Below are 25,396 nucleotides of genomic sequence, written 5' to 3'. Positions count from 1 at the left end.
TATAGACAGAGTTGAAAGTGATCGTCCAGATCGATATCCGTGAACATCCGGTGACCGTTGCCCGATGCAGGGACACGACGCGTGGCTGTAGGGGCCACACACCGCTCAGTAGACGACGCTGTACCAGTGCGCGGTCTCGCCGGGAATCGGCGCCAACCGCACCTCGGTGCCGCCGGGGTGGTCGAACATGCGTACCCCGTCGCCGAGCAGCACCGGGGCGAAGAACATCAGGACCTCGTCGAGCAGCCCGGCCTCGATGCACTGCTGGGCGACGTTCGCGCCGAGGATGTTCACGTACTTGTCGCCGGCGGCCTTCTTGGCCTGCGCGACGGCGCTGTGCAGGTCACCGACGAACGTGACACCCGGGTGTGGTGCGGCCGGCGGCCGGTGGGTGAGCACGAACACCGGCCCGTGGTACCGGCCGCCGAACGCGCCCTCGCTGTCGGTGCCGCGGTTCGGGTCGTCGCCGCCGAAGGTGCGGTTGCCGGCCAGGATCGCGCCGACGTCGGCCAGCAGGCGCTCCGCCGTCGGGTTCTCGCCGGCAAGGTGCGCGGTCAGCCAGGACATGTCGCCGCCCGGGCCGGCGATGTAGCCGTCGAGCGACGCCGTCGCCGAGTACAGCAGTTTGGCCATGAGGGCTCCTTTCGCAGTGGTCACTGAATAGCCGGCCGGCGGCCGGAAGAGTCGCCGCCACGCCGAGGGCGGGGACACCGGCCTCGTCCTCCGTCAGGTCAAGCCCCTCACTACCGGCCCCGCTGACGCGGCCGGGCTCGGCGCCGACGCCTTGCCGGCGTCTGCCATGCTCTGGACGGTGACCACCGGCCACCCGACCAGTCCCCGCAGCCGCAAGGGCAGCCGCCGCCGCGTCCGGAGCCGTACCGCCCGCAGGGCCATCCTGCTCGGCGCGGTCGCTGCCGTCGTCGCCGTCGTCGTCGTCCTCGCCGTGGTCGTCGTGCCGTTGCTGCGGCCGCCCGGTCCGCGCCCGCTCTTCCAGCTCCCCGTCGCCTGCGGCGAGACCTGGCAGCTCGGCACCTACCCCGGCCACGACGACTACGACGTCGACCTGTTCCCGACCGAGGGCGAGGCGTGGGGGCGACCGGTGCTCGCGTCCTATGCCGGCACGGTCACCGTGGCCGGGATTAACGGGTCGCTGGGCGGTCGCACCCCCGACAACCCGAGCGGCCCGCGCGGTCGCGGCGGCGGTTACTGGGTGAAGATCGACCACGGCGGCAGGTGGGAGACGCAGTACCTGCACCTGCTCGAACCGCCCCTGGTGGGGGCCGGTCAGCGGGTCGCCCAGGGCGAGCAGATCGGGCGGATCGGCAGCACCGGCAACTCGGGCGCGCCGCACCTGCACTACGAGCAACGCCGGGGCTGGGAAAAGGTCGAGAGCCACTTCGACGGCGCGCCCTCCGGCATCACCCACGACGACACCGAATACACCGTCAGGCGTACGAGCAACAACTGCGCCCCCGGGCAACGGTAGCGGCTGTGCCGGTGCGGTAATTCGCTGCCGGAGCGTCGTACGCGGCTGGCATGCTGGCCGGCGTGACGCCGTTGAGGATCATCAAGGGTGACGCGACCAGCCCCCAGGCCAAGGGCCCGAAGGTGATCGCGCACATCTGCAACGACCTCGGCGGCTGGGGCAGGGGCTTCGTGGTGGCGATCTCCCGTCGCTGGCCCCAGCCCGAACGCGACTACCGCGACTGGCACCGGCACCGCGCGGGCAACGACTTCGCCCTCGGCGCGACCCGCCTGGTGCGGGTCACGCCGGACGTGTGGGTGGCGAACATGGTCGGCCAGCGCGGCATCAGGACCGGCAGTGGCGGCCCGCCCATCCGCTACGACGCCGTCGAACGCTGCCTGGCGTCGCTCGCCGACCAGGCGCAGGCGTTGGGGGCGTCGGTGCACGTGCCCCGGATCGGTTGCGGGCTCGCCGGCGGCACCTGGAACCGGATGGAACCCGTCATCGAGCGCACCCTCTGCGCGCGCGACATCGCCGTGACGGTGTACGACCACGGGTGACGGCCCCGCCGGGACGGCTGCCGGCGAACGGGTGGCTTGCGTCTCCCGTAGGGGGAGGCGCGTGGGTTGGGGCATTGACGGTGAGGCGTTCCACTCGATCGGGGAACCGGCCCGGCGGACCGGGCTGACGGTGAAGGCCATCAGGGGAGTGCCCGGCGGCGTGCCGGCCGCCCTCGGGTCCTGACCCGGCCAACGGGGGTTCGCGCTCGGTGACCGCTTCGTAGACTCCGGTCATGCCGCGGATCGTGCAGTTGCTGGCCTCGCCGGTGCACCGCTACGTGGGCCGGCCCGCGGACGGCCCGGCGCCGGCGCCGCCCGGCGAGCTGGTCGAGGAGGTCCGGGTCCGGGCGGGCCTGGGCATCGTCGGTGACCGGTACTTCGGCAAGCCGGCGCACCGGGAGGCGAGCGTCACCGTGATCGCGCAGGAGTCGTTGCCGCCCGGTGTCGACCTGGTGCAGGTCCGGCGGAACGTCCTCACCGCCGGCATCGCCGTGGACGAGCTGGTCGGGTCGGTGTTGACCCTGGACTCGGGAAAGGGCCCGGTCAGCCTGCGGGTCAACCGGCCGGCGCACCCCTGCGCCTGGATGGACGTCACCGTCGGGCCCGGCGCGTGGAAGGCGCTGCGCGGCCGGGGCGGCGTCCGCTGCACGCCCCTGAACGACGGTGTCCTGCGCGTCGGCCCGGTCGACGTCACGGTCGAGGGGTAGCCGGGCCCCGGCGGCTTTGACTCTGGTGGCTGCGGCCCTGGTGGCTGCGGCCCCGGCGCTTGTCGGCCGGGCGGCGCAGAGGTCCGGTCTCGTGGACGGGGCAGCTCGACAGCACGCCGCGGGCACACCCCGCACCCGGCTGGGCGGCGTCGGCCGCCAGCAGGGCGGGTGTCACCCGGAGGCGGGTGGGCGGTCCGGCCGCTGTCTCGCTGGTCGGCCCGGAGCGGAGAGGTCCCGGGGAGCGGAGACGCCCCGGGGAGCGGAGACGTCCCGGGGAGCGGAGACGTCCCGGCGGCGGTGAGCGAGGATCGCGAGGAAGCCTCTACGATTCGGCGTATGGCGCTGCTGCACCGGGCGGAACTGCACCCGTCGAAACTGGAACTCCTGGCGGCGTGGCTGCCCGGCCGGCCGTGGTACCAGGGGCCCGACGACGCCGACGTGGTCCGCGTGGCGGCCTACCGGTTCGACGATCCGGCCGGCGAGGTCGGCATCGAGACGATGCTCGTCCGGGCCGGGGACGGGCCGGTCCACCAGGTCCCGCTCACGTACCGGGGCGCTCCGCTGGACGGCGGCGACGAGTGGCTGGTCGGCACCACGGAGCACTCGGTGCTCGGCCGCCGCTGGGTGTACGACGCCTGCGGCGACCCCGTCTACGCCGCGGCGCTGGCGGGCGCCGTGCTCGCCGGCGCCGGTCAGGCGGAGGAGTTCATCGAGATCGACGGCCGGCTGGAACGCCGTGAGCCCAGCATGACCATCACCGGTGGCGGCACTCCCGGTGCCGACGTCCCGACGGTGGGCGCGCTGCGTCAGGTGGTGCCGGACGACCCGACGCTCATCGTCACGGATGCCGTCGACCTGGTCGTCGTGCGCCGCCTCGACGGCGGGAGCCGGCCCGAGGGCGCCACGCTGACCGGCGCCTGGGCGGGCCAGCCGACTGCGCTGCCGTTGGCGTACGCCCGGCCGCGCTGACGCCCGCCGGCGCACCCACCGGCCCCGGCGCCCGCCGCCGAGCCCGTCGGGCGTCGGGCGTCGGCGTGACGGAGGCCACCGGCAGCGCCGCCCGGACCGGCCCGGACGGGAACTATGGTCGGGGCCATGACCTTGGACGACGGCAGCCCCGACGACTGGACCACGCCCGGCGCGTTCGAGGTCGCCCCCGGGGTCTGGCGCGTGCCGCTGCCGCTGCCCAATGACGGCCTGCGGGCGGTGAACGTGTACGTCCTGCGCCACGACGACGGTCTGGTGCTGGTCGACTCGGGGTGGGCGGTCGCCGGAGCGCGGGCCACCCTCGACGCGGCGCTGGAGGAGTTGGACTCGACGGTCAAGGACGTCCGCCGCTTCCTCGTGACGCACATGCACCGGGACCACTACACGCAGGCCGTGCACCTGCGCCGCGAGTTCGGCATGCGGGTGAGCCTCGGCGCCGGCGAGCGCCCGAGCCTCGAGGTCACCATGTCGCCGGAGCGGGACCCGCTCGCCGAGCAGCTCGACCGCCTGCGGCTGCTCGGCGCGGGCGAGCTGGCCGACACCCTGGCGAGGATCACCCGGGGGCGCGCCCCCGAAGAGGACTGGGAGCTGCCGGACGACTGGTTCCGCGGCGGGGACGAGGTCAGGCACGGTGACCGCACCCTGCACGTCGTCGAGACCCCGGGGCATACCCGCGGCCACGTCGTCTTCCACGACACCGGGGCGCGGCTGCTGTTCGCCGGCGACCACGTGCTGCCCACCATCACGCCGTCGATCGGGTTCGAGCCCGTGCTCTCCGCGAACCCCCTCGGCGACTTCCTCGGCTCGCTCGCGCTGGTGCGGCAGCGGCCCGACGCGCGGCTGCTCCCGGCGCACGGGCCGGTGACCCCGAGCGTGCACGCACGCGTCGACGAGCTGGTCGCGCACCACGGCGCACGGCTCGACGAGACGGAGGTCGCCGTCGCCCGTGGCGCGCAGTCGGCGTACGAGGTCGCGGCGCGGCTGCGCTGGACCAGGCGGGAACGCGAGCTGGGCGACCTGGACGTCTTCAACCGCATGCTCGCCGTCACCGAGACCGCGGCGCACCTCGAGCTGCTGGTCGCGCAGGGGCGCCTGACCCGGGCCGACGTCGACGGGCTGCGCTGCTACGCGAGCGCCTGAACGCGGCGCGAAACCCCGTCCCCGGCGCGCCTCTAGGCTGTCCGCATGCCTACCCCGCTCCTGCCCGACGACCCGTCCGTGGCCGCACGGAGCGGTACGGGGGCGTGGGGGCGGTGAGCCGCCCGTCCGTGCCCACCCAGCGGGGTGGCGGGTCGACGGCTGCGTCCGGCGGCCCGCCGGGCGTGGCGGAACGGTGCGCCCGGATCGCCCGGTCGCGGCCGTTCGACGTGCTCATCGTCGTGGTCATCATGGCGAACGGGGTGGTGCTCGGCGTCGAGACATACCCGGACCTCGGTGCCGCGGGACGGGCCCTGCGCTGGTGCGAGTGGCTGTTCCGGCTGGTCTTCGTCGTCGAGATCGCCATCCGGGTGCTGGCGTACGGCCGCCGGCCGCAGGACTTCTTCCGGCACGGCTGGAACGTCTTCGACTTTGTGGTGACGGCGGCGATCTTCATCCCCGGCCTGCACGGCGACTCGGCGCTGCTGCGCTTCGTGCGGGTCGCCCGGGTGCTGCGGCTGGTGCGGTTCTCGCCGGGGCTGCGCACGATCGTGGCGGCGCTGTGGCGCAGCATCCCCGGCGTGGCCGGCTTCCTCGCGCTGGCCGCCGTGACCCTCTACGTCTACGGCATGGCCGGCTGGCTGATCTTCGGGGAGCGATATCCGGAGCAGTACGGCGACATCGGTCGTTCCCTGCTGACCCTGTTCGTGCTGCTGTCGCTGGAGACCCTGCCGGACCTCATCGCGCAGGGCATGGCGGTGTCGCCGTGGACGCTGCTCTACTACGTCAGCTACGTGATGATCACGGTGAACCTGCTGCTGAACATCCTGATCGCCGTCATCGTGAACTCGATGGAGGAGGCCCGTCGGCTGGAGATGACCGAGCGGTTGTCGCCCGACTACGACGAGGACGGCGACGGCGTGCCGGACGAGGTGGACCGGATCGCACTGACCCAGCGGCTGGACGACCTACGGGCGGTCATCGCCGAGCTGGAACGGGAGCTGCGCATCGACCGGGAGGACGGCCACGGCCCGGCCCGCCACCACCACGGCGAACGTACGGGCGGCCGGCCCCCCGGGTAGGGGGACCGGCCGCAGCGTCGGTGGGGCGGGTCAGCCCCAGATGGCCGTCGCCCACTCCGGATGGTCGACGAACGGGTTCCGGTTGCCCTGCCAACGCTCGTAGATCCGCTGGTTGCGGCGCTTCTCGAAGGCGTCCGGCGGGTCGAGCTGGTTCCACTGCAGCAGCACCGACATCCGGCCGTGGTACGGCGCGGTGCCGTTGTTGACCGACTGGTTCATCTCCAGGTTGGGCCAGCCGTCGGTGCCCTCGTACCGGATCGCCATGTACATGATCATGCGGGCCACGTCGCCCTTCACCGCGTTGCGCGGCTCCCACGAGTCGGCGTCGGTGTAACAGCCGGGCGCCTCGGCGACGGGGCTGCCGCCGTTGTCGAAGTCCTTGTTGCCCCGGGTGGAGTTGACCGAGACGTCGGTCGGCCGCAGGTGGTGGACGTCGGTCCCGGGGCCGGTCGCGGTGCCGAAGTCGCCGTGCGACTTGGCCCAGACGTGCTCGCGGTTCCAGTCGTCGACACCGCCGCCGTTGCTGGTCTTGCTCTGCGACCGGCCGGTGTAGAGCAGGATCACGTTGTTGGTGTTCGCCGGGTCCTGGTCGGTGTCCCGCAGCGCCTCCCACACCTGGTCGTAGGAGAGCTTGGTGTGCACCTTGATGATCGAGTGCAGCGAGCTGCGCAGCGCCGGGCCGGTCTTGCCGATCGCGCTGGCGTAGTAGGTGGAGTCGTAGTCGCCGCCGGGCGAGGTCGGGGTCGGGCCCGGCGTCGGCGACTGGGTGGGGCCCGGCGTCGGCGACTGGGTCGGCGAGGGCGTGCCGCCACCGCCGCCGAGGGTCATCGCCGTCGGGTTCTTCAGGCCGCCGTGGCTGAAGTAGGCGGTCAGCGTGCCGGTGGCGGTGACGCGCTGGCCCCGCAGGCCCGGGGTGGTGAGCAGCCCGAAGGTGCTCCGGTAGGCGGCGGTGACCTGGACGTAGAGCATCCTGCTCGTGCTGGTCTCGGCCGCCGTGTCGGCGATCGCGATCGCGGTGTCGGACGTGAAACCCGACCGCAGCACGGTCGTGTTGCTGGTCGGTTGACCGATCACGTAGCCGGTCACGGTCGCCGTCCGACCGTCCTGGGTGGCGAGCGCCTGGGCCACGGTCAGGGTGGTGGCGGCCGAGGCCACCGCCGTCGTCACCACCACGGGCGCCACCAGCACGGCGGCCAGCGCGAACGCCGTCGCGAGCCTTCTGGGCCGCGAGCGGGTGCTGTTCTTCGTATTCATGAACAGCGATGCTATCGGTGCGGGTGTGAACGCCGGGAGAGCGGGAGCGCAACATTTCGGGCGCGAGCCGTCGGCGGCGCGGCCCTCCCTCGGCCCGGCCGGCCACTACCGTCGGGGCATGGTCACCGTCGCCGACGTCCGCGCACTGGCACTGACCCTGCCACGGACCACCGAGCACCTCATCCGGGACCGCGTGAAGTTCCGCGTCGGTGCCCTCGTCTACGTCGCGTTCTCCCGGGACGAGACGACGATGGGGTTCGCGTACCCGAAGGAGGAACGCGCCGGGCTCGTCGCCGGCGACCCGGACCTGTTCCTCCTGCCCGACGCGGCCGACCTGCGCTTCAACTGGGTGTGCTGTCGCCTTGACCGGCTCGACCGCGACCACATGACGGAGCTGGTGACGGATGCCTGGCGGATGGTCGTGCCGAAGTTCCTCGCGCGCCAGCGACTGGGCGGCTGAGCGAGGCGCCCCGACGACCAGCGGCCCACCGCCCGGCCGGCCCGGCCGGCGGGAGATTCGCGGCGGCGGGGTCCGCCACGTCGCCGGCCGTCGGACCGTCGGCGGCGTAGGGTGGTTCGCGTGGATCAAGAGGACCGCATCGCCCTGTTCCTCGACTACGAGAACCTCGCGCTGGGGGCGCGCGACCACCTCGGCGGGGCGGCCTTCGACCTCCGTCCCATCGCCGACGCCCTCGCCGAGCGCGGCCGGGTGGTGGTGCGCCGGGCGTACGCCGACTGGTCGTACTTCGACGAGGACCGCCGGATGCTCACCCGGTCACACGTCGAACTCATCGAGATACCCCAGCGCATGGGCGCCTCCCGCAAGAACGCCGCCGACATCAAGATGGCCGTCGACGCGGTGGAACTGGCCTTCGAGCGCGGCTACATCTCGACGTTCGTGATCTGCACCGGCGACAGCGACTTCACGCCCCTCGTGCACAAGCTGCGCGAGCTGAACAAGCGCGTCATCGGGGTCGGCGTGGAGAAGTCGACCTCGGCGCTGCTGCCGCCCGCCTGCGACGAGTTCCTCTACTACGACCGCCTGGAGGGCGTCGACGTTCCCCCGGCGCGGGGCCGGCGCGCCCGCCCGGCGCGGCTGCCCGGCCCGGAGGCGCAGCAGGCCGAGCCGGAGCGGGAGCCCGAGCCGCAGCCGGTGGGCGAGGAAGCCGCCCGCGACGTCGACACGCTCGCCGTGCTGGTGGCGCAGACCGTGGCCGGCCTGCAGGGCAGCTCCAGCGGCGCGGTGACCGCCTCGACGCTGAAGCGGACCCTGCTCAGGAAGGACCCGACGTTCAGCGAGTCCGACTACGGCTTCCGCACCTTCGGCGAGCTGCTGCGACACCTCGCCCAGCACAACGTCGTCGAGCTGGGGGAGGGCCCCGCCAAGGGCGACCCCGAGGTGTCCCTGCCCGAGCACGGCGACCGGGAGGTGGCGTTCGGGCTGCTCCGCTCGGTGGTGTCCGACCTGGCCGGCGACGAGGGGGCGGTGGCGCTGTCCGGCCTGAAGAACCAGCTCCGCCGGGCGCGGCCCGACTTCAGCGAGAAGAAGCTCGGCTACCGCAGCTTCCTCCAGTTCTGCAAGGCGGCAGCCACCAGCGGCATCGTCGACCTGCGGTGGAGCCAGGACGCCGACGACTACCTGCTCACCCCGCAGTCCTCCTGACCACACCGGTGGCCGTGCCGGCGGCTGGCGCCGGCCCTCCCACGGACGCCAGTTCCCGCAGTGATGTTTGGCGATCCCGAGGATCGGAGAAGGTGCGCTGGCGCGGGCACTGCCGCCCGCCGGCTCTCGGGAGGAACTGTCATGACACGGATGGTGCGGGCGGCTGCGCTCGTCGGGGTGTTCGCCCTGGCGGTCAGCGGCTGCGGAGGCGTCGGCGGTGGCGACGGGGGCGGTGGCGGTGGCACGGCCACCAAGGGTGCCCTGAGCACGATGGGCTTCGGCCTGTCCGACGAGATCGCCAGGACGCGCGTGGACGCGTTCACGCGCGACCACCCGGACGTCGACCTGAAGATCACCGAGGGAGCCTTCGACGAGCAGCAGTTCCTCTCCGCGGTCGCCTCCGGCAACCCGCCGGACCTGGTCTACATGGACCGCAAGCTGATCGGCACCTACGCCGAGCGCGGCTCCATCCAGCCGCTGACGGACTGCGTCGAGAAGCAGGACATCGACATGGGGCAGTACCGGCCCGCCGCCAGGGAGCAGGTCACCCTCGACGGCACCGTCTACGGCATCCCGGAGTTCTCCAGCGTCCGGGTGGTCTACCTCAACGAGGCGCTGCTGCGGCAGGCGGGGCTGACCCCCGACGACGTCGACCTCGCGAACTGGGCGGGGCTGCCGGCGCTCAACGCCAAGCTGGCCACCGTCTCCGGGGGCCGGCTCTCCCGCATCGGCATCGACCCGAAGATCCCCGAGTTCCTGCCCATGTGGGCCAAGGCCAACGGGGCCGACCTGCTCTCCGCCGACGGGACGAAGGCGAACCTCGACGACCCCAGGGTGGTCGAGGCGCTCACCACCGGCGTCAAGCTGATCCAGGACCAGGGTGGCTGGGGGAAGTTCAAGTCCTTCCGGGACACCTTCGACTTCTTCGGCGCGCAGAACCCCCTGGCCAAGAACCAGATCGTCGCGTGGCCGATGGAGGAGTGGTTCCTCAACCAGGCCGCCAAGAACAGCCCGAAGGCCGAGCTGGTGGTCAAGCCCTTCGTCGATCGGCAGGGCAAGCCGGTCACCCTGTCCTCCGGGCAGGCCTGGGTGGTCCCCAAGGGGGCCAGGAACCCGGACGCGGCGTGCGCCTTCGCCAGGACGGTGACCGCCACCGACACCTGGGTCGCCGCGGCCAAGGCCCGCGCCGACGCGCGCAAGGCCGCGGGCCAGCCGTTCACCGGCGTCTACACGGGCAACGTCGCCGCCGACAAGCGGATCTTCGACGAGCTGTACCAGCCCACCGGCAACAAGCGGTTCGACGACGCGGTGGCCACCATCCGCTCGGTGCAGGACAGCGCGTTCGCCATGCCCGCCTCGCCCGCCGGCGCCGAGTTCGACAAGGCCTGGACGGACGCCGTCAACCGGGTGCTCTCCGGCCAGGCGCAGCCGGCGCAGGCGCTGGCCCGCGCCCAGCAGGAGGCGACCGCCGCGCTGGACAAGGCGTCGAAGTAGGCCCGGGGATGGCCACCACCACCGTCCCCGCCCCCGCCGGCCGGCGGCGTCGTACGCCGCTGGCCCGGCGGGAGGCGCGTTGGGCGTACGTCTTCCTGGCGCCCTGGATCGTCGGGTTCCTGGTCTTCAACGCCGGGCCGATGATTGCCAGCGCCTGGCTCAGCTTCACCGAGTACGACGTGATCAACGCGCCCCGGTACACCGGCCTGGACAACTACCGGGAGCTGATGGCCGACCCGATGGTGGCCCGCAGCCTGGGCAACACCGTCTACTACACGGCCCTGCACGTGCCGCTGGTGATGGCCATCTCGCTGGGGCTGGCGCTGCTGCTCAAGCGGGTGGGACGGTTGCAGGGCTTTTTCCGTACCGTCTTCTACCTGCCGGTGATGACCCCGGCGGTGGCGGTCGGCATCCTGTTCCTGCTCCTGCTCAACACCCAGGACGGCCTGATCAACCGCGGCCTCGCCCTGGTCGGGATCGAGGGTCCGAGCTGGACCACCGACCCCGACTGGGTGATGCCCGGCATCGTCCTGATGAGCCTGTGGAGCCTCGGCTCCACCGTGATCATCTACCTGGCCGCCCTGCAGAACGTGCCGCGTGACCTGTACGAGGCGGCGAGCATCGACGGCGCCGGCGGCTGGGCCCGGTTCCGGCACGTGACGCTGCCGATGATCTCCGGTGCGCTCTTCTTCACCCTGGTCGTCAACACCATCGCGTCCCTGCAGATGTTCACCGAGGTCTACACCATGTACTTCGGCAACCGGCAGACGCAGGGCTCGTTCAACAGCGACGCCGCGTCGTTCTACGTCATCCACCTGTTCCAGGAGGCGTTCCAGTTCCTGCACATGGGCTTCGCCTCCGCGATGGCCTGGCTGCTCTTCGTGATCATCCTGATCATCACGCTGGTGCAGGTGAAGCTGAGCAACCGCTTCGTGTACTACGAGGGAGACCGGCCGTGACGGGGCACCGGGGGCGACGCGGCGTGGCCCGCGCGCGCCGGGCCGAGGGAGGCCGGTCGTGACGGCCGCGGCAGAGCGGACGGTCGCCGCCCCCGTGGCCGCCGCCGCGCCGTCGGCCGTCGAGCGCCGGCCGGCGGCCGAGGACGCCGGGCGGCCGGTCTGGCAGCGGGCGCTGCTCGTGCTCGCCCTCGTCGGCGCCGCCGTGGTGTTCACGGCGCCGTTCGTCTGGCTGATCAGCGCCTCGCTGCGGCCCCGTGAGTACGTCTTCTCCACCGGGTTCCTGCCCACCCCGTTCGCGCCGGGGAACTACGCCGAGGCGTGGCAGGCCGTGCCGATGGTCACCTGGCTGCTCAACAGCCTGGTGATCGGCGTCGCGGCGGCGGTCGCGGTGACGCTGTCCAGCGCGTGGGTGGCGTTCGGGTTCGCGTACTTCCGGTTCCCCGGGCGGGACATCCTGTTCGGGCTGGTGCTCGCGACGATGATGCTGCCGTTCGCGGTCACCATGATCCCGACGTACCTGATCTGGTCGGAGCTGCGGCTGACCGGCACCCAGGTGCCGCTGTGGGCGGGCAACCTGTTCGGCTCGGCGTTCTACGTCTTCCTGCTGCGGCAGTTCCTGCTCTCGCTGCCCCGCGAGTACTTCGAGGCGGCCCGGGTCGACGGGGCGAGCTACCCGCAGTTGTTCTGGAAGCTGGCCTTTCCGTTGATCCGTCCCGCCCTGCTGGTGGCCTTCGTCTTCGAGTTCAAGGCGAGCTGGACGGACCTGATGAAGCCGCTGATCTACCTGCGCAACGAGGAGCTGTACACCCTGCCGCGCGGGCTGAAGGTGGTGCTGGACCGCTTCGGCTACGGCGGCGAGCAGCAGTGGGAGATCGTGCTCGCGGGCAGCGTCATCGCGACCGTGCCGATGCTGGTGCTGTTCTTCCTCGCCCAGCGCCACTTCGTCGAGGGCATCGCCACCACCGGCCGCAAGGGCTGACGCACGGAGCGGCCCGACCCGCCGTACGGGTCGGGTCGGGCCGGTTCCGCGGAAGTCGACCCGCGCCGCCGGGCGGCCGGCGGTGCGCAAGGCCCGGTCGGTCAGGGAATCGTCAGCCCGTACGCGGCCAGGATCTCGGTGATCGGCTGGTAGTAGGTGGTGCCGCCGGTGGCGCAGTTGCCGCTGCCTCCGGAGAGGACGCCGAGGATGGTGCCGGTGGCGGCCACGTAGAGGGGCCCGCCGCTGTCGCCGGGCTCGGCGCAGATGTTGGTCCGGATCAGGCCGGTCACGGTGCCCTGGGCGTAGTTGACGGTCGCGTTGAGTCCGGTGACGCTGCCGCAGCGTACGCCCGTGGTGGCGCCGCTGCGGCAGACCGCCTGGCCGATGTAGGCGTTGCCGGCGCCGTAGACGGTGAGCAGCCCGGGGTGGGTGTAGACCGCGCTGGGGTGGGCGATCGCGCCGGTGTGGCGGACCAGACCGTAGTCGTTGCCGGGGAAGCTGGTGCCGGTCCGGGTGCCGAGGACGGTGGTCTGCGCGCTGTCGGCGTACCAGGTCGAGGCGGCGACGGTGCAGTGGCCGGCGGTCACGAAGTAGGCGGTGGTGCCGCTGCGGACGTTGGCGCCCAGCGAGCACCGTCCGCCGCCGCCGTAGACGGCCTGCCCGCCGGCGATGAGGACGCGCAGGTGGCCCGGCTCCCGGTGCAGCAGCGCCCCGGCGCGTGCGGCGGTCGCCCGGAGCGCCGCCACGTCCCGGGCCGGGACGGTGTCGTCGACAGTCAGCGTCATCCGTCCGGTGGCCGGGTCGAGCCCCCAGGCGGTGCCGGGGGTGCGGACCGCTGCGAGCGTGGCCGCGGCGCGGGCGGCGTCGGCGTGGTCGGGGGCGGCGTGGGCGGGCGCCGGCAGGCCGAGCATCATCGCGGCGAGCAGGAGCAGGGCGAGCGGGAGACGACGCATCCGAACCTCCGATAGATCCGTCTCTGTCGATTCCCTACAGGATCCACCCGCGGGCCTGACGCGGACAAGCCACGGGCGCGGCAGTCTGCGGACCCGCCGGAGTCCCCCGTCGGGGGCTGCCGCCGACGAGGATCGACGCCGGCGAACGCGGCGCGGCGGCGGCGCCGGCCGGGCAGGTGTCAGTGGCGCGCGGCGGCGGCGCCGGCCGGGCGGGCGGGTGTCAGTGGCGCGCGGCGCCGGCCGCGGAGATGTCAGCGGCGCGCGGCGGCGGCGTGCCGGAGCGCGTCGAGCAGGCCGCGCAGGGCGGGCTGGTCCAGCGCGGCCTCCCGGACGGCCGCGTGGATCGCCCGGACCGGCCGTGGGTGGCGCAGGGGGCGGACCACCACGTCGGGGTGCGGGCTGTCCAGCGCGGTGCGCGGGACCACCCCGACCCCGAGCCCGGCGGCCACGAACGCCTGCGTGGTCGGGTAGTCCTCGCTCTCGACGGCGACGGCCGGGCTGAAGCCGGCCGCGCCGCAGGCGTCCAGCACGGCCTCCCGGCACGGGCCGGCCGGCTCGCTGCCCACCCAGGGTTCGTCGGCGAGGTCGGTCAGGTCCAGCACCCGCGCGCCGGCGAGCCGGTGCTCCCGTGGCAGGACGACCAGGTAGGGGTCGTCGAGCAAATGGACGAGCCGTACGCCGTCGCGGGCCTGCCCCCGGCGGCGGACCACGATGGCCAGGTCGGCCTCGCCCCGCTCCACCTCGGGCAGCGGATCGTCGGGGTCGACCAGCCGGAGGTCGACGCGGACGTCGGGGTGCTCGCGGCGAAAGCGGGCCAACGCCGGCGGCACCAGGGCGGCTCCGGCGGTGGCGAAGTAGCGGACCGCCAGCCGCCCCGTGCGTCCGGCCCGCAGCTCGGCGAGGGCGGTCTCCGCCTCGGCGAGGTGCCGGCCGATGACGGCGGCGTGCTCGGTGAGCAGCCGCCCGGCGGCCGTGGGACGCACGCCCCGGCCGGACCGCTCCAGCAGCGCCGTGCCGGCCTGCTTCTCCAGCGCGGCGATCTGCTGGCTGACGGCGGACGGCGTGTAGCCCAGGTGCGCCGCGGCGGCCGTCACCGATCCGCTGGTCACCACCGCGCGCAGGACCTGCATCCGCCGTACGTCGAGCATGTAGCAGACCTTAACAGTTCGGCAGAAACATTCACTTGTGCTGTTGGGTTGCTCCGGGCACGGTGGACCGGGACGGCGGTGCGGCGAGACGGGGGCGGCGATGGGCGGGGGACCGTGGGCGGTGCTGCGGCTGGGCGTACTGGCCCTGCTGTGGGGCTCGACCTTCTTGTGGATCAAGGTGGCCCTGGAGGGGTTCTCCCCGGCCCAGGTCACCGTCGCCCGGTGCGCCCTCGGCGCCGCCGCGCTGCTGGTCGCCTGCCGTTGGGTGGGGCACCGCCTGCCCCGCGACCGGGCGACGTGGGGCCGCCTGGTGATCGCTGCCTTCTTCTGCAACGCCCTGCCGTTCGCCCTGTTCAGCGTGGGGGAGCGGACCGTCGACTCCGGAGTGGCCGGCGTGCTGAACGCCACGACGCCCCTCTGGTCGGTGCTGCTCGGGGTCGCCCTCGGCACGGAGCGGGCGCCGCGTCCGGTCCGACTGACCGGGCTGCTGCTCGGCTTCGCCGGCGTACTGACGATCTTCGCGCCCTGGGGCCGGGCGGGGCTGGTCAGTGTGGACTCGCTCGCCATCCTCGGTGCCGCCGCGAGTTACGCGGTCGGCTTCGCCTGGATGGGCCGCGAGCTGGCCGGCCGGGGTACCCCCACGATCGCGCTGTCCGCCGCCCAGCTCGTGGCGGCCACCGGGTGGAGCGTCCTCGCCCTGCCCGCCGGCGGCCTGGTGATGCCCCGGCCCACCCCGGCGACCGCCGTCGCCGTCGTCGTCCTCGGCGTGCTCTGCACGGCGGTCACCTTCCACCTCACCTTCCGGGTCGTCGCGGAGGAGGGCGCGACGAACGCCGCCGCCGTCGGATACCTGCTGCCGGTGGTGTCCGTGGCGCTGGGGGCCGTGTTCCTCGGCGAGGGCCTGACGCCGCGTACGGTCGGCGGGATGGTCGTCGTGCTCGCCGGCGTGGCGCTGACCCGGCGCGGCGCGGCGGCCCGGGACGCCCCGCCCGCCGGGAACCCGCCGCACCCGATCGCCGCCCGGTCATGACGGCGCACCCGGCGGGCTGCGGCGTTCCGGCGAGGGCCTGGCGGGGTGGCGCACCGGCGGGCTCGACGCGGCGCGCCGGCGGTCAACCGGTCCCAGCCGCTACGGCAGCGGGACCGAGATGCCCCGGGCGTGGTCGGTGAGGGCCGCGCCGACCACGGTCGCCTCCAGCGGCAGCACCTCCAGGCAGCGGCGCACGGCGGCGGCCATCAGCGCGTTCGGCACCCGCATCGACAGCGTGCAGTGCGGCACCCAGCGCCCCGGCTGGTAGTGCTCGACCAGCCCGATGCCGGCCTCGGCCAGCCGGCCGTGCACCTCGGCGTGGTGCGCGAGCAGCTCGGCGGTGGGGGTCGGGCCCAGCCAGAGCACCCGCCCGACGAACTGACCGGCGTGCTGGAAACTCAACCGCAGCGGCGCGGCCACCACCGTGCCGCGCAGCGCCGCCGCGACCCGCTCCGGGTCGAAGCGGGGCGCGACGGCGAGCGAGACGTGCGGCCGGTGGCGCTGCTCCAGCAGCGACCGCATGCTCTGCACGCCCTCGGTCTCCAGCGCGTCCCAGAGCACCCGGATCCGCCGGGTGGCGTCGGTGTCCAGGTAGAGCTCCAGCGCCGCGACCACATGATCACTCTAGGGTCGCGGTGGTCACGGCACGACGACGGCCCGGCCCTCCAGCGTGCCGTCGGCCATCTTCCGGTACGCGACGACCGCCTCGTCGAGCCGGAAGGTGCTGGCCTTCGGCTTCACCATGCCCCGGGCGCCCAGTTCGAGCACCTCGATGAGCTCCGGCCGGCTGCCCCAGTACGTGGTCTGGATGCTCACCTCGTACGGCACGCCGAAGTAGCTCACCGGCAGCGTGCCGCCGCCGATGCCGACGATGGTGAGGTCGCCGACGGTGCGGGCGGCGGCGGCGCCGAGCGCGAGGGTGGGGCTGGCCCCGACGAAGTCCAGCACCACGTCGGCGCCCCGGCCGCCGGTGGCCCGGCGGATCTCCTGGGCGGTGCCCTCGCCGGAGAGCATGGTGAGGTCCGCGCCGCACTCCTCGCCGAGCTTCAGCGCCTCCTCGCGGGTGTCCACCGCGATCACCCGGGCCGCGGTGGTGGCCTTGAGGATCTGCACGCCGACGTGGCCGAGCCCACCGACGCCGATCACGACGGCGGTGCTGGTCGGCCCGAGCTTCTGCCAGGAGCGGCGGATCGCGTGGTACGGGGTGAGGCCCGCGTCGGTCAGCGGCGCCGCCAGCACCGGATCGAGCCCCTCGGGCAGCGGCACCACGTGCCGGGCGTGCGGCACCAGCATGTACTCGGCCATGCCGCCGTCCAGGCCGAGGCCGCCGCCACCGCCGGGCACCGGCGCCTCGGCGATGTTCTCGCAGTACGGGTCGATGCCCACCCGGCAGCGCGCACAGGTGCCGCAGCCCCACGGGCCGTAGACGGCCACCGGCTGGCCCACCGTCAGCCCGGCGACCCCGTCGCCGAGGGCGTGCACCCAGCCGGCGTTCTCGTGGCCGAGGGTGAACGGCGGGTTCCACGGCACGGCGCCGGCCTCGAAGTCGTGCATGAGGTGGAGGTCGGAGTGGCACGCGCCGGCGGCCCCGATCTTCACCACCACCTGCCCGGGGCCCGGGGCCGGCTCGTCGACCTCGACCAACTGGGGTTCCGACTTCCAGTTCGGCAACCGCAGCGCGCGCATGAACGTCTCCTGTCCTCCGGTTTGCTCCGCCCGCGGCCTGCCCGCTCAGCGCCCGGTCAAACGGCCCGCCTTCCGGTGGCGCAGGGCCCGCGCCACGTCGAGCGGCGCGGGTGCCGGCCGCCTCCCACGTCTCGCCCCGTCCGGGTGAGTCGGCCTCACCCGCCGGTGGGAGCCTGCTCCGAACCGTCGGCCGCCCACACGGCCGCTGGCCGCTGCGCCGGGGCGGCCGTCGCGGACGGGGCCGTGGCGGGGGCGGCCGGTGGCCCGGCACGACGGGCCAGGCCCCGGTCGACGCCCACGAAGATCAGGCCGAGCAGCCAGAACGCGACGGCGAAGAAGACCGCGCTGACGCCCACCCCGTCGTAGCCCAGCTCCCCGGCGTCGAGGAACGGGTACGGGTACCGCTCGACCACCAGCCCACGGACCAGCGCGAAACCGAGGTAGCCCAGCGGGAACGCCAGCCACCACGCCGCGTACCGCGGGCGGAGCCGGCCCCGCCGGTCGAACAGCGCCCAGTCCGCCACCGCGAGCAGCGGCACGACGGTGTGCAGGAACTGGTTGCCCAGCGCCTCGCCGAGCGCGCGGTCGGGCTGCGGCATCGCGAACGGGCTGGCGGGGTTGGCGAGCACCAGGTGGTAGACCACGCCGGTGATGGTGATGTAAAGGGTGACCGCGCCCTTGAGCGGCGACGGCGGTTCGGGACGGTCCCGCCAGGCCAGCCAGGCGGCGTATCCGGCGAGGAGACCGACGGCGACGTTGCTCTGGATGGTGAAGTACGGCAGCAGGCCGGTGACGGTGGCGGGACCCAGCGCGGTGAGCACGATCCCGGCCAGCACGCTGATCACGATCACCACGCGGAAGACCATCGCCACGCGTCGACGCCGCAGACTCATCGGGGCAAGCTATCAGCCGGGCCGATCCGGGGCACCGGGCGAGCGCCGGCCGGTGCGCGTCGGCGTCCTACCGGTTGGCCGAGCCGCCCGCGCGGCGCGTTCGTCACGTGCGACCCCTTCCCGGCGACGCCCCGGGGCACGTGACCGGCGGACAGACGTCGGTCCGCCGTGGCCCACGGCGCGATGGCGTGGGGTCAGCGACTGCCGCCGCTGCCCGGTGCGGGGCGACCGTGGTCGGGCGAGACCTGGTCGTTGCCGGGCGAGACCCGGATGTTGCCGGGCGAGACCTGGACGTTGCCGGGCACCGAGGGCCGGCCGGCCGGGACGGAGGGCGATGTCGTGGGTCGCCCGGGCTGCTGGGGGGTCGGGGTGCCGCCGGGCCGGTCGACCGGCGTGCCCGACGACCCGGGGCCCGCCGACTCGCCGGGCAGCAGGCGGTCGCAGTAGCCGGCCACCTTGCCGCGACCGCCGGCCGCGCGGACGAGGTCGTCGAAGGCCGGCTTGGCCAGGGCGCGGCCCGGGCCGTCGCCGTCCGTCCGGTAGGCCCGGCACAGCTCTGCCACGGACGCGCTCGGGTCGGGTCGACCCTCCCCCGTGGTGGGCGGCGCGGACGGCCGGCCGGGACCCGCGGTGGGGGAGACGGCCGGGGGCGGCGCGGGCGGCGCGGGTGTGGCGGTGGTGGGGGCGGGGCCACGCAGCGGTCCGGGCAGGGTGCCCCCGGCCGCGGCGAAGGCCACCCCGCCGGTGACGGCGAGAGCGACACCGGCGAGCGCGGCGCGGACGCCGAAGCCGGCGAGGGCGCGGCCCCGACGACTCCGCTCGGGACTGCCGACGGGGGTGCCGGCCCGCGCCAGCCGGTACGCCCGTACCGCGGCGTCCTCCCCGGCGAGCTCAGCCGCGCGGGGTGCGGCACGGACCGCCGTCAGGAGCGACGCGACAGGTTGCGGAGCGTCCCGCGGGTCGACGACCGGACCGCCGAGCAGTCGATCGACAGTCTCCTGGTCCATCCGGTGTGCTTTCATCTCGTGTCCCTCAGCGCCGCCGGATGCCGGGACGTCACACGGGGTGAGTGTGACGTCCGACAAACACCGGGCCGGGAGACGGGGCGGGGCGGGGCCGCGCGGGGGCGTCAACCCATGGTCTTGGCGCCGTCGATGGCCTCGCGGAGGATGTCGGCGTGCCCCGCGTGCTGGGCGGTCTCGGCGATCAGGTGCAGCAGGACGCGGCGGACCGTCCAGCTCGCGCCAGGCTCGAACCAGGGGGCCTGTGGCAACGGGTGGGCGGCGTCGAGGTCGTGCGTGGCGATCAACTCGTCCGTCGCGGCGGCCACCCGGTCGTAGTCGGCGAGCAGCCCGGCGAGGGTCTCGCCGTCGAGCATGCGGAACTGGCCGGCCCAGTCGACGGGATCACTGTTCATCGCCTCGGCGCCGCCGACGGCGAACCGCATCCACCGGTGCTCGACCTGCGTCACGTGCTTGATCAGGCCGCCCGGGCACAGCTCGCTGACCGTGCTGCGGGTCGCGGCCTGCTCGTCGGTGAGCCCCACGACGGTCTGCCGGAGGAAGCCGCGGTGCAGGCGCAGCGTCTCCAACAGGTCGGCCCGCTCACCGGTCAGCTGCTCTGTCGTGGTCATCCCGCCACCCCTCTTCACGGACGTCCGAACGGACTCACGATAGGGCCGGCCACCGACAGAACCGCGTCCCGCCGTGCCGGTTTTCCGCCAGCGGTTGCCGATTCGTCCGATCCGCGATCCACTGAATCACATGGGTGTCATCAAGGTGGGCACGTCGTCCTGGGCGGACCAGATGCTGCTGCGCTCGGGGTGGTACCCGCGCGCGGCGAACACCCCGGCCGGCCGGCTCGGCTTCTACGCCGGGCGGTTTCCCCTGGTCGAGGTCGACACCTCCTACTACGCCGTGCCCGTGCCCGAGACGACGCAGGGATGGGTCGACGCCACGCCGGAGGGCTTCACCTTCGACGTCAAGGCGTTCAGCCTCTTCACCGGCCACCCGACCCCGGTGGCGGCGCTGCCCCGCGACCTGCGCCCCGCCGGCGGCCCGAGCCGGATCCGGCGCCGGGACCTGCCGGCGACCGCGTACGACGAGCTGTGGGACCGGTTCCGGGCGGCGCTCGACCCGATCGCGGCGGCCGACCGGCTCGGTGTGGTCCTGCTCCAGTTCCCGCCGTGGCTGGCCCGCGGCGCCGCCGCCGAGCGGCGCATCGCCGAGCTGGCCGAGCGCTGCCGGCCGTGGCGGGTCGCCGTCGAGCTGCGCCACGGGTCCTGGTTCGACGGCACGGCGGCGCTGGACACGCTCGGTTTCCTGCGGGAGCGCGACCTGTCGTTCGTCTGCGTGGACATGCCGCAGGGGCACCCCTCGTCGGTGCCGCCCATCCTGTTCGCCACGGCGGAGCTGGCGCTCGTCCGCTTCCACGGGCACAGCAGCGCCTGGGGGACGGGGGACAAGCAGGAGAAGTTCCGCTACGCGTACGGCGACGAGGAACTGCGCCGCTGGTCGGAGCTGCTGACCGAGCTGGCCGGGCAGGCCGGCGAGCTGCACGTGCTGTTCAACAACTGCTGCGGCGACCAGGCCCAGCGCGACGCGGAGCGGCTGGCCGAACTGCTGGGCGTCGAACCGGTGGGGCGGGTCCGCCCGGCGCGGGCGGGAGCGGCGTCGCCCTCCTGACGGCGGGCGTGCGGCCCGTGTGGGCCGGCCCAGCCGGACAAATTCCGTCGACCGGGCCGCGCGGGGCCGGCATGATCGCCGGGTGGTGGCACCCTCTCGCGCGCTCTTGCGCTGGCAGTTCGACCTGACGTGGTCGCTGTTCGAATACCACCTCGAGCGCCTCGACCCGGCGGACTTCCTCTGGGAGCCGGCCGGGCACTGCTGGACGGTGCGTCGCGGCCCCGACGGCGGCTGGACGCCCGACTGGGCCGACACCGAACCCGACCCGGTTCCGGTCCCGACGATCGGCTGGCTGACCTGGCACATCGGCTGGTGGTGGACGGTCGCCACGGACCACCTCCGGGGGCAGCCGCCACGACAGCGCGCCGACGTGGAGTGGCCGGGCGCGGGCGAGCCGACCGTCGCGTGGCTGCGCGGCCTGCGTACCGAGTGGCTCGGTGTCCTCGACCGCCTCACCGACGCCGACCTCGACCGCACGGCACCGTTTCCCTGGCAGGACGACGCCGAGCACACGGTGACGCACATGCTCGGCTGGGTCAACGCCGAGTTGATGAAGAACGCCGCCGAGATCGGTCAGCTCCGGCTGCTGCGCGCGGCGGGACCCGGGGCCTGACCGGGCCGCGCTCCGAGGCCGGGGGGCGGCCGGGAGGTACCGCGCCGCCGCCCACGTCGCTCAGGAGCGCCGGCCCCTGGTCCGTAGCGCGTCCTCCGTCCGCTCCTCGACGTCGGCGGCGTCGGGGAAGGACCGCCGGGACGGCGCCGGGTCCGGGGGCGCGCCGGGTCCGGCCGGCAGCGTACGGGTCGGCTCGACCGGCCCGAATCCGTGCCGGCCCCCCTTCCCGGCCGGCCCCGCCGGCTCGCCGGCGCGGCGGTCCCCGCGCCGGCCCTCCGGCACGGCGGTCTCCTCACTGCCCTCGTCCATCGGGTCGTGCTCGCCGGTGCCCCAGGGCGGTTCCGCGTCGAAGCCGTCCCTGGTCACCCACGGGGTGATCGACTCCGGTGTGCGCCTGCCCCCGCTGCGTCCGTCTCCTGCCGCCATGGTCACCTCGCTGGTCGGGTCCGCCGCTACCGGCCCCGATTGCCCGTCCCGGGGCCGGTCATGCCTGCGCCGGTGCCCCGGCGGGGTCGTGCGGGGCGGACTCGCCCCGCCCGGCTCCGGACGCGGAGCGGCGTCCCGCCGCCGAGGAGTCGGCGGGACGCCGGCCGGTGGGCACGTCGCTCGGTCAGCGACCGGCCATCGCCATCCGCTTCTTCTTGGCCGCCGCGCCCATCGCCATCACCGCGCCCATCCCCTTCGGCAGCCCGCCCGCGCGTCCGAGCATCCCCCGGAACACCTCGCCGGGCTTCTGCTGCTCGCCCATGTACGCGGTCACCACGATGAGCGCCCCCGTCAGCGCGGGCACCGCCCACTGGAGCATCCGCATCTTCCGCTGGCAGGACGCCACGTTCGACGGCGTCTGCGAATTGGGTTCGGTGACCCCCTCGACCGACGGGCCGCCGGCCTTCTCCAGCTTCATGCCGAGCAACCGGCTGTAGCCGGTCACCGCCAGCGCGCCGACCGTCAGCGCGGTCTTCAGGGTGCTGACCCGGGCGACTCCCGATTGCGCCGCCATCCGGGGGCTCTCCGTCACCAGTTCGCCGACGGCGCCCGCGAGGTGGGCCCCGATCGCGGCGGCGTTCACCGGCGTCCACCGGGCCCAGCCGGCCGAGGCCATCGGCAACCGCTGGGTCGAGTCGTTCATCTGTGCCGCCGCGCCGTTGACGCCGAACGCTCCCATCAGGGAGCCCCCGAACCAGGCCGCCAGGCCCAGATCGTGCATCGAGCGCAGTGCGGTGTGCCGTTCGGACATCTGATCCCCTTCCACCGTGTCGGGCGCTGCGGCATACCCGCCGCCCGGTCGGCTATGCCCGTCCGTCACCCGCCGATAGGGCGCGGTCACGCGGATACCGGGGAAGACCGGGAACCGGTCGCGTCGCCGCCCGCGCCGCGGCGCGGACCCGGCCGGGCGGCGGCGGGTACGGCGGTCGCGCCGGCGACGGGGCGCGGCCGGGAGGAGTCGGCGGGGCCGGTGCGGGTAGATCGCGGGACGGACGATCCGAGCGAGAGGGGAAGAGGATGTCGCAGCCCGACGAGAGCCGGGAGAAGACCGCCTCCACCGACGCGGTGCTGATGCACCCGGGCAACGATCCGCGCAAGACGACGTCCCAGGTGCCGCCGCCACCCGAGCGCGGCGAGACCCGCGTCGAGCGGGACGGCGAGATGGTGCCCGTCGAGACCGACGAGTGACCGGGCCCCGGGCGGCGGGCACGCCGCGCGCCGCCCGGGGAGGCGTGCGGGCGACGGCGTGACGTCGGCGGGACCGACCCGACCGTGGTGCGCCGCCGTCGACCGAGGACGCCTCAGCGGGCCGGCAGGTCCGCGGCGAAGCGGGCCACCCGGGCCGCCAGCGGCCCGGCGGCGCGTACCCAGGTGAAGTGGTCCATCCGGGCACCGGCCTGCGCCGCGGTGTAGCGCTCGCGCACGACGGGCGCCGCGGCCAGCTTCGCGCAGAGGTGGTCGAGCGTCTCGTGCGGCGTGTACTGGTCGTCGTCGACGCTGACCGCGAGCACGGGGCTGCGCAGCTCCCGGACGGCCGCCTCGGCGTCCACCCCGCCCAGGCGCGGGAAGCGGCCGGTCCGCGCGGTGTGCGCCCAGTCCCGGATCACCCCGCGCGCCTGCCGGCCGCCGAAGCCCCAGCCGGGCCAGACGCCGAGCAGCCGGGCCGTCGCCGCGATCCCCTGGGTGTACGGCAGGACGCCGTACCCGCGCAGGCCCGGGTAGCTGCGCCACCAGGGCATGCCGACGGCGACCAGGGCCAGCCCGTCGACGTCGTGGTCGCCGTGCAGGGCGAGGTGCAGCAGCGCGGTCTGCCCGCCGAGGGAGTGCCCGAGCAGCACCGTCTTCCGCCCGTCCCGCCGGGCCTTGAGCGCCGCCAGCACGGCGCCCACGTCGGCGGCGAGTTCCGCGTAGCCGTAGCGACAGGCGCGGCTCGGCGCCGGCGTGCTCTCCCCGGTGCCCCGCAGGTCGGCCACCGCCACGGCGAGGCCGGCGGCGCGCAGCTCGGCGGCGAACGGCCGGTAGTAGCGTGCGCGCACCCCCATCGCGGGCGAGACCAACACCAGCGGCGCGTCGGCGACGCCGTCCGGCTCGGGGTAGACCTGCAACCCGATCCGGGCCCCGTCGACCTCGACGAACTCCTGCCGGTATTCCCCCGTCGCGTTCATCGCCCCAGGCTACGGCCCGAGGCTACCGGCGGGTAACCGAGGGGTGGTGGGGATCACCCGCGTCGCCGCCGGCCGTCAGGCCAGGGCCGGGGCGGTCCGGCCGACCGTGCTGACCGAGGCGTAGACCGCGCTCAACTGCTCGGCGCAGCGCTTCCACGAGTACCGGCTGCGGACCCGGTCCAGCGCCGCCGTGGCGTACGCGAAGCGGCGGACCTTGTCGGCGAGCAGCCGGCGGATCGCGGTGCCCAACGCCCGGGGGTCCCGGGGCGGCACGAGGTCGCCGGTGAGGCCGTGGACGACCGTGTCGGCGATGCCGCCGACATTCGAGCCGACGACGGGCACGCCGCAGGCCATGCCCTCGAGCGGGGCCAGCCCGACCGGCTCGTACCAGGGGGCGGCCACCACGAGGTCCGCCGAGCGGTACCAGCCGGCCAACTCCGTGCGGGGCACCGCGCCGACCAGCTTCACCCGGTCGGCCACCCCGCAGGACTCGGCGAGCGCCCGGAGCCGGCGGGCGAAGCCGTCCGTGGGGAGCAACCGCGCCGGCGGGCCGCCGACCACCACGCACTCCGCGTCGGGCACGGCCGGCAGGGCCCGGACGACGTCCTGGAAGCCCTTGCGTTCCACCATCCGGCCGACGGTAACGATCCGCGGGCGGGCCGGGTCGCGCGGGGCGACGGGCCCGTCGGGACGGAAGACCTGCTGGTCGACCCCGCAGGGGACCAGCACCATCCGGGACCGGGGCACGCCGAGGCGGACCAGTTCGCCGATCTCGTCCTGGCACTGCACGACGATCCGGTCGGCGGCCCGGCCCAGGGCCCGCTCGTAGCCGATCCGGCCTGGTGGACTGGTGTCCCGGGTGCCCTGCTGCCGCCGCTCGACGGTGCCGAGCGAGTGGTACGTCAGCACCACCGGGACCCCGGTGCGTCGGCCGGCGTGCAGGGTGGCCAGGCCGCTCATCCAGTGATGGGCGTGCGCCACGTCCGGCGTCCAGTCGCCGTCGCGCCACTGACCGGCCAGCCAGCGCCCGAACTCACCCAGGTGCGGCATCAGCTCCCGTCCGGGCAACCGCAGCGCCGGCCCGGCCGGCACGTGGCACACCTGGTAGCCGTCCGGAGTGGACACGGTGTCGGGCTGGGCGGTGGACTCCCGGCGGGTGTAGACGCGGACGTCGTGCCCCTCGCGCACCAGCGCGGCGGCCTGCTCCGCCACCCGCGTGTGCCGCCCGCCGGCCTCCCCGAGGACGGCGAGCGGGCTGGCGTGCTCCGAGATCATCGCGATGCGCATGTCTTCCTCCATCGGCCGGCCCGGTCGTCGGGGAACGGGTAGCGCCGCGGACGCTGCGCGCCCCGCGAGCCCGTCGCACCCGCATGCGGAGTCCCCTACCCCCGGCCTGGTCGCCTAACCGCCGGCCCGCCGAGTTCTCGGCGGGCCGCCCGGCCGGCGGCGCG

Annotated in this window: 29 protein-coding genes; 16 read left to right on the top strand and 13 right to left on the bottom strand. The window is 74.3% G+C overall.

Translation table 11 applies throughout. The features are described 5' to 3' along the window. Nucleotides 1-105 precede the first annotated feature (105 nt). The gene (locus tag ABT006_RS15095; RefSeq protein WP_350706633.1) at nucleotides 106-633 is read right to left on the bottom strand and encodes a dihydrofolate reductase family protein; all 528 of its coding nucleotides are present in this window, start codon (nucleotides 631-633) and stop codon (nucleotides 106-108) included. Nucleotides 634-799: 166 nt separating this feature from the next. On the opposite strand from ABT006_RS15095, the gene ABT006_RS15090 reads away from it, so the two are divergent. The 7 genes from ABT006_RS15090 to ABT006_RS15060 all read left to right on the top strand — a co-directional run bounded on the left by ABT006_RS15090 (nucleotide 800) and on the right by ABT006_RS15060 (nucleotide 5,938). Further along, the gene (locus ABT006_RS15090; protein ID WP_502890956.1) at nucleotides 800-1,486 is read left to right on the top strand and encodes a M23 family metallopeptidase; all 687 of its coding nucleotides are present in this window, start codon (nucleotides 800-802) and stop codon (nucleotides 1,484-1,486) included. A gap of 62 nt (nucleotides 1,487-1,548) precedes the next feature. Then, the gene (locus ABT006_RS15085; protein WP_350706629.1) at nucleotides 1,549-2,025 is read left to right on the top strand and encodes a macro domain-containing protein; all 477 of its coding nucleotides are present in this window, start codon (nucleotides 1,549-1,551) and stop codon (nucleotides 2,023-2,025) included. Between the two features lie 61 nt (nucleotides 2,026-2,086). Beyond that, nucleotides 2,087-2,209 carry a hypothetical protein gene (locus ABT006_RS15080; protein WP_350706627.1) on the top strand — a complete coding sequence of 41 codons (123 nt, stop codon included), beginning with the start codon at nucleotides 2,087-2,089 and terminating at the stop codon, nucleotides 2,207-2,209. A gap of 49 nt (nucleotides 2,210-2,258) precedes the next feature. Further along, nucleotides 2,259-2,732, top strand: coding sequence for a molybdenum cofactor biosysynthesis protein (locus ABT006_RS15075; RefSeq protein WP_350706625.1), 474 nt, complete (start codon nucleotides 2,259-2,261; stop codon nucleotides 2,730-2,732). Between the two features lie 336 nt (nucleotides 2,733-3,068). After that, nucleotides 3,069-3,701 (top strand): CG0192-related protein, encoded by a 633-nt coding sequence (locus ABT006_RS15070; protein WP_350706623.1) that lies wholly within the window; start codon nucleotides 3,069-3,071, stop codon nucleotides 3,699-3,701. A 126-nt stretch (nucleotides 3,702-3,827) separates the two neighbouring features. Further along, nucleotides 3,828-4,859 (top strand): MBL fold metallo-hydrolase, encoded by a 1,032-nt coding sequence (locus ABT006_RS15065; protein ID WP_350706621.1) that lies wholly within the window; start codon nucleotides 3,828-3,830, stop codon nucleotides 4,857-4,859. Between the two features lie 113 nt (nucleotides 4,860-4,972). Continuing rightward, nucleotides 4,973-5,938 carry an ion transporter gene (locus ABT006_RS15060; protein ID WP_350706620.1) on the top strand — a complete coding sequence of 322 codons (966 nt, stop codon included), beginning with the start codon at nucleotides 4,973-4,975 and terminating at the stop codon, nucleotides 5,936-5,938. 30 nt (nucleotides 5,939-5,968) lie between these two features. Here the strand turns inward: ABT006_RS15060 and ABT006_RS15055 are convergent, their stop codons facing one another. After that, entirely contained in the window at nucleotides 5,969-7,192 is a 1,224-nt protein-coding gene (locus ABT006_RS15055) for an endonuclease (RefSeq protein WP_350706619.1), read from the bottom strand. 118 nt (nucleotides 7,193-7,310) lie between these two features. Between ABT006_RS15055 and ABT006_RS15050 the strand changes: the two genes are divergently transcribed. The 5 genes from ABT006_RS15050 (at nucleotide 7,311) to ABT006_RS15030 (ending at nucleotide 12,287) form a co-directional block, all read left to right on the top strand. Beyond that, nucleotides 7,311-7,652 carry an MmcQ/YjbR family DNA-binding protein gene (locus tag ABT006_RS15050; RefSeq protein WP_350706617.1) on the top strand — a complete coding sequence of 114 codons (342 nt, stop codon included), beginning with the start codon at nucleotides 7,311-7,313 and terminating at the stop codon, nucleotides 7,650-7,652. Between the two features lie 120 nt (nucleotides 7,653-7,772). Then, on the top strand, nucleotides 7,773-8,855 hold the full coding sequence (locus tag ABT006_RS15045; RefSeq protein WP_350706615.1) for an NYN domain-containing protein: 1,083 nt from the start codon (nucleotides 7,773-7,775) through the stop codon (nucleotides 8,853-8,855). 141 nt (nucleotides 8,856-8,996) lie between these two features. After that, nucleotides 8,997-10,349: an extracellular solute-binding protein gene (locus ABT006_RS15040; protein ID WP_350706613.1), complete on the top strand. Its 1,353-nt coding sequence runs from the start codon at nucleotides 8,997-8,999 to the stop codon at nucleotides 10,347-10,349. A gap of 8 nt (nucleotides 10,350-10,357) precedes the next feature. Then, the gene (locus ABT006_RS15035) at nucleotides 10,358-11,308 is read left to right on the top strand and encodes a carbohydrate ABC transporter permease (RefSeq protein WP_350706611.1); all 951 of its coding nucleotides are present in this window, start codon (nucleotides 10,358-10,360) and stop codon (nucleotides 11,306-11,308) included. A gap of 58 nt (nucleotides 11,309-11,366) precedes the next feature. Beyond that, nucleotides 11,367-12,287, top strand: coding sequence for a carbohydrate ABC transporter permease (locus tag ABT006_RS15030; protein WP_350706609.1), 921 nt, complete (start codon nucleotides 11,367-11,369; stop codon nucleotides 12,285-12,287). Nucleotides 12,288-12,388: 101 nt separating this feature from the next. Here ABT006_RS15030 and ABT006_RS15025 read toward each other — a convergent pair whose 3' ends face one another. Next, nucleotides 12,389-13,240, bottom strand: coding sequence for a S1 family peptidase (locus ABT006_RS15025; protein WP_350706607.1), 852 nt, complete (start codon nucleotides 13,238-13,240; stop codon nucleotides 12,389-12,391). A gap of 251 nt (nucleotides 13,241-13,491) precedes the next feature. Beyond that, on the bottom strand, nucleotides 13,492-14,388 hold the full coding sequence (locus ABT006_RS15020) for a LysR family transcriptional regulator (protein ID WP_350706605.1): 897 nt from the start codon (nucleotides 14,386-14,388) through the stop codon (nucleotides 13,492-13,494). Between the two features lie 100 nt (nucleotides 14,389-14,488). Here ABT006_RS15020 and ABT006_RS15015 point away from each other — a divergent pair, with 100 nt between their 5' ends. Beyond that, nucleotides 14,489-15,418 carry a DMT family transporter gene (locus tag ABT006_RS15015; protein ID WP_350706603.1) on the top strand — a complete coding sequence of 310 codons (930 nt, stop codon included), beginning with the start codon at nucleotides 14,489-14,491 and terminating at the stop codon, nucleotides 15,416-15,418. Nucleotides 15,419-15,517: 99 nt separating this feature from the next. On the opposite strand, the gene ABT006_RS15010 is transcribed toward ABT006_RS15015, so the two are convergent. From ABT006_RS15010 to ABT006_RS14990, 5 genes are all read right to left on the bottom strand, one after another. Further along, a complete protein-coding gene (locus tag ABT006_RS15010; RefSeq protein ID WP_350706601.1) occupies nucleotides 15,518-16,033 on the bottom strand; it encodes a 2'-5' RNA ligase family protein in 516 nt (171 codons plus the stop codon). Between the two features lie 24 nt (nucleotides 16,034-16,057). After that, entirely contained in the window at nucleotides 16,058-17,104 is a 1,047-nt protein-coding gene (locus ABT006_RS15005; protein WP_350706600.1) for an NAD(P)-dependent alcohol dehydrogenase, read from the bottom strand. Nucleotides 17,105-17,259: 155 nt separating this feature from the next. Continuing rightward, complete coding sequence (locus tag ABT006_RS15000) at nucleotides 17,260-17,997, bottom strand: Pr6Pr family membrane protein (protein ID WP_350706598.1); 738 nt, start codon at nucleotides 17,995-17,997, stop codon at nucleotides 17,260-17,262. 194 nt (nucleotides 17,998-18,191) lie between these two features. Then, a complete protein-coding gene (locus ABT006_RS14995; RefSeq protein WP_350706596.1) occupies nucleotides 18,192-19,004 on the bottom strand; it encodes a hypothetical protein in 813 nt (270 codons plus the stop codon). Nucleotides 19,005-19,126: 122 nt separating this feature from the next. Then, the gene (locus ABT006_RS14990; RefSeq protein WP_350706594.1) at nucleotides 19,127-19,630 is read right to left on the bottom strand and encodes a DinB family protein; all 504 of its coding nucleotides are present in this window, start codon (nucleotides 19,628-19,630) and stop codon (nucleotides 19,127-19,129) included. 130 nt (nucleotides 19,631-19,760) lie between these two features. Between ABT006_RS14990 and ABT006_RS14985 the strand changes: the two genes are divergently transcribed. Together ABT006_RS14985 and ABT006_RS14980 are read left to right on the top strand one after the other, a co-directional pair. Next, the gene (locus tag ABT006_RS14985; RefSeq protein WP_350706592.1) at nucleotides 19,761-20,681 is read left to right on the top strand and encodes a DUF72 domain-containing protein; all 921 of its coding nucleotides are present in this window, start codon (nucleotides 19,761-19,763) and stop codon (nucleotides 20,679-20,681) included. Nucleotides 20,682-20,763: 82 nt separating this feature from the next. Beyond that, nucleotides 20,764-21,294 carry a DinB family protein gene (locus tag ABT006_RS14980; protein WP_350706590.1) on the top strand — a complete coding sequence of 177 codons (531 nt, stop codon included), beginning with the start codon at nucleotides 20,764-20,766 and terminating at the stop codon, nucleotides 21,292-21,294. Nucleotides 21,295-21,354: 60 nt separating this feature from the next. Here the strand turns inward: ABT006_RS14980 and ABT006_RS14975 are convergent, their stop codons facing one another. Both ABT006_RS14975 and ABT006_RS14970 read right to left on the bottom strand, forming a co-directional pair. After that, on the bottom strand, nucleotides 21,355-21,720 hold the full coding sequence (locus ABT006_RS14975) for a hypothetical protein (protein WP_350706588.1): 366 nt from the start codon (nucleotides 21,718-21,720) through the stop codon (nucleotides 21,355-21,357). A gap of 184 nt (nucleotides 21,721-21,904) precedes the next feature. Then, a complete protein-coding gene (locus ABT006_RS14970; RefSeq protein WP_350706586.1) occupies nucleotides 21,905-22,531 on the bottom strand; it encodes a hypothetical protein in 627 nt (208 codons plus the stop codon). A gap of 266 nt (nucleotides 22,532-22,797) precedes the next feature. On the opposite strand from ABT006_RS14970, the gene ABT006_RS14965 reads away from it, so the two are divergent. Further along, entirely contained in the window at nucleotides 22,798-22,968 is a 171-nt protein-coding gene (locus ABT006_RS14965; RefSeq protein WP_350706584.1) for a hypothetical protein, read from the top strand. A gap of 113 nt (nucleotides 22,969-23,081) precedes the next feature. On the opposite strand, the gene ABT006_RS14960 is transcribed toward ABT006_RS14965, so the two are convergent. Further along, nucleotides 23,082-23,945 (bottom strand): alpha/beta hydrolase family protein, encoded by an 864-nt coding sequence (locus ABT006_RS14960; protein WP_350706582.1) that lies wholly within the window; start codon nucleotides 23,943-23,945, stop codon nucleotides 23,082-23,084. A 75-nt stretch (nucleotides 23,946-24,020) separates the two neighbouring features. Then, the gene (locus ABT006_RS14955; protein WP_350706580.1) at nucleotides 24,021-25,232 is read right to left on the bottom strand and encodes a glycosyltransferase; all 1,212 of its coding nucleotides are present in this window, start codon (nucleotides 25,230-25,232) and stop codon (nucleotides 24,021-24,023) included. Nucleotides 25,233-25,396: the final 164 nt, after the last annotated feature.

The sequence above is a fragment of the Micromonospora sp. NPDC002717 genome (assembly GCF_040295705.1).
Taxonomy (GTDB): Bacteria; Actinomycetota; Actinomycetes; order Mycobacteriales; family Micromonosporaceae; genus Micromonospora.
Note: the sequence above shows the minus strand (reverse complement) of the source record. Positions and strands in the feature narration are given on the sequence as shown.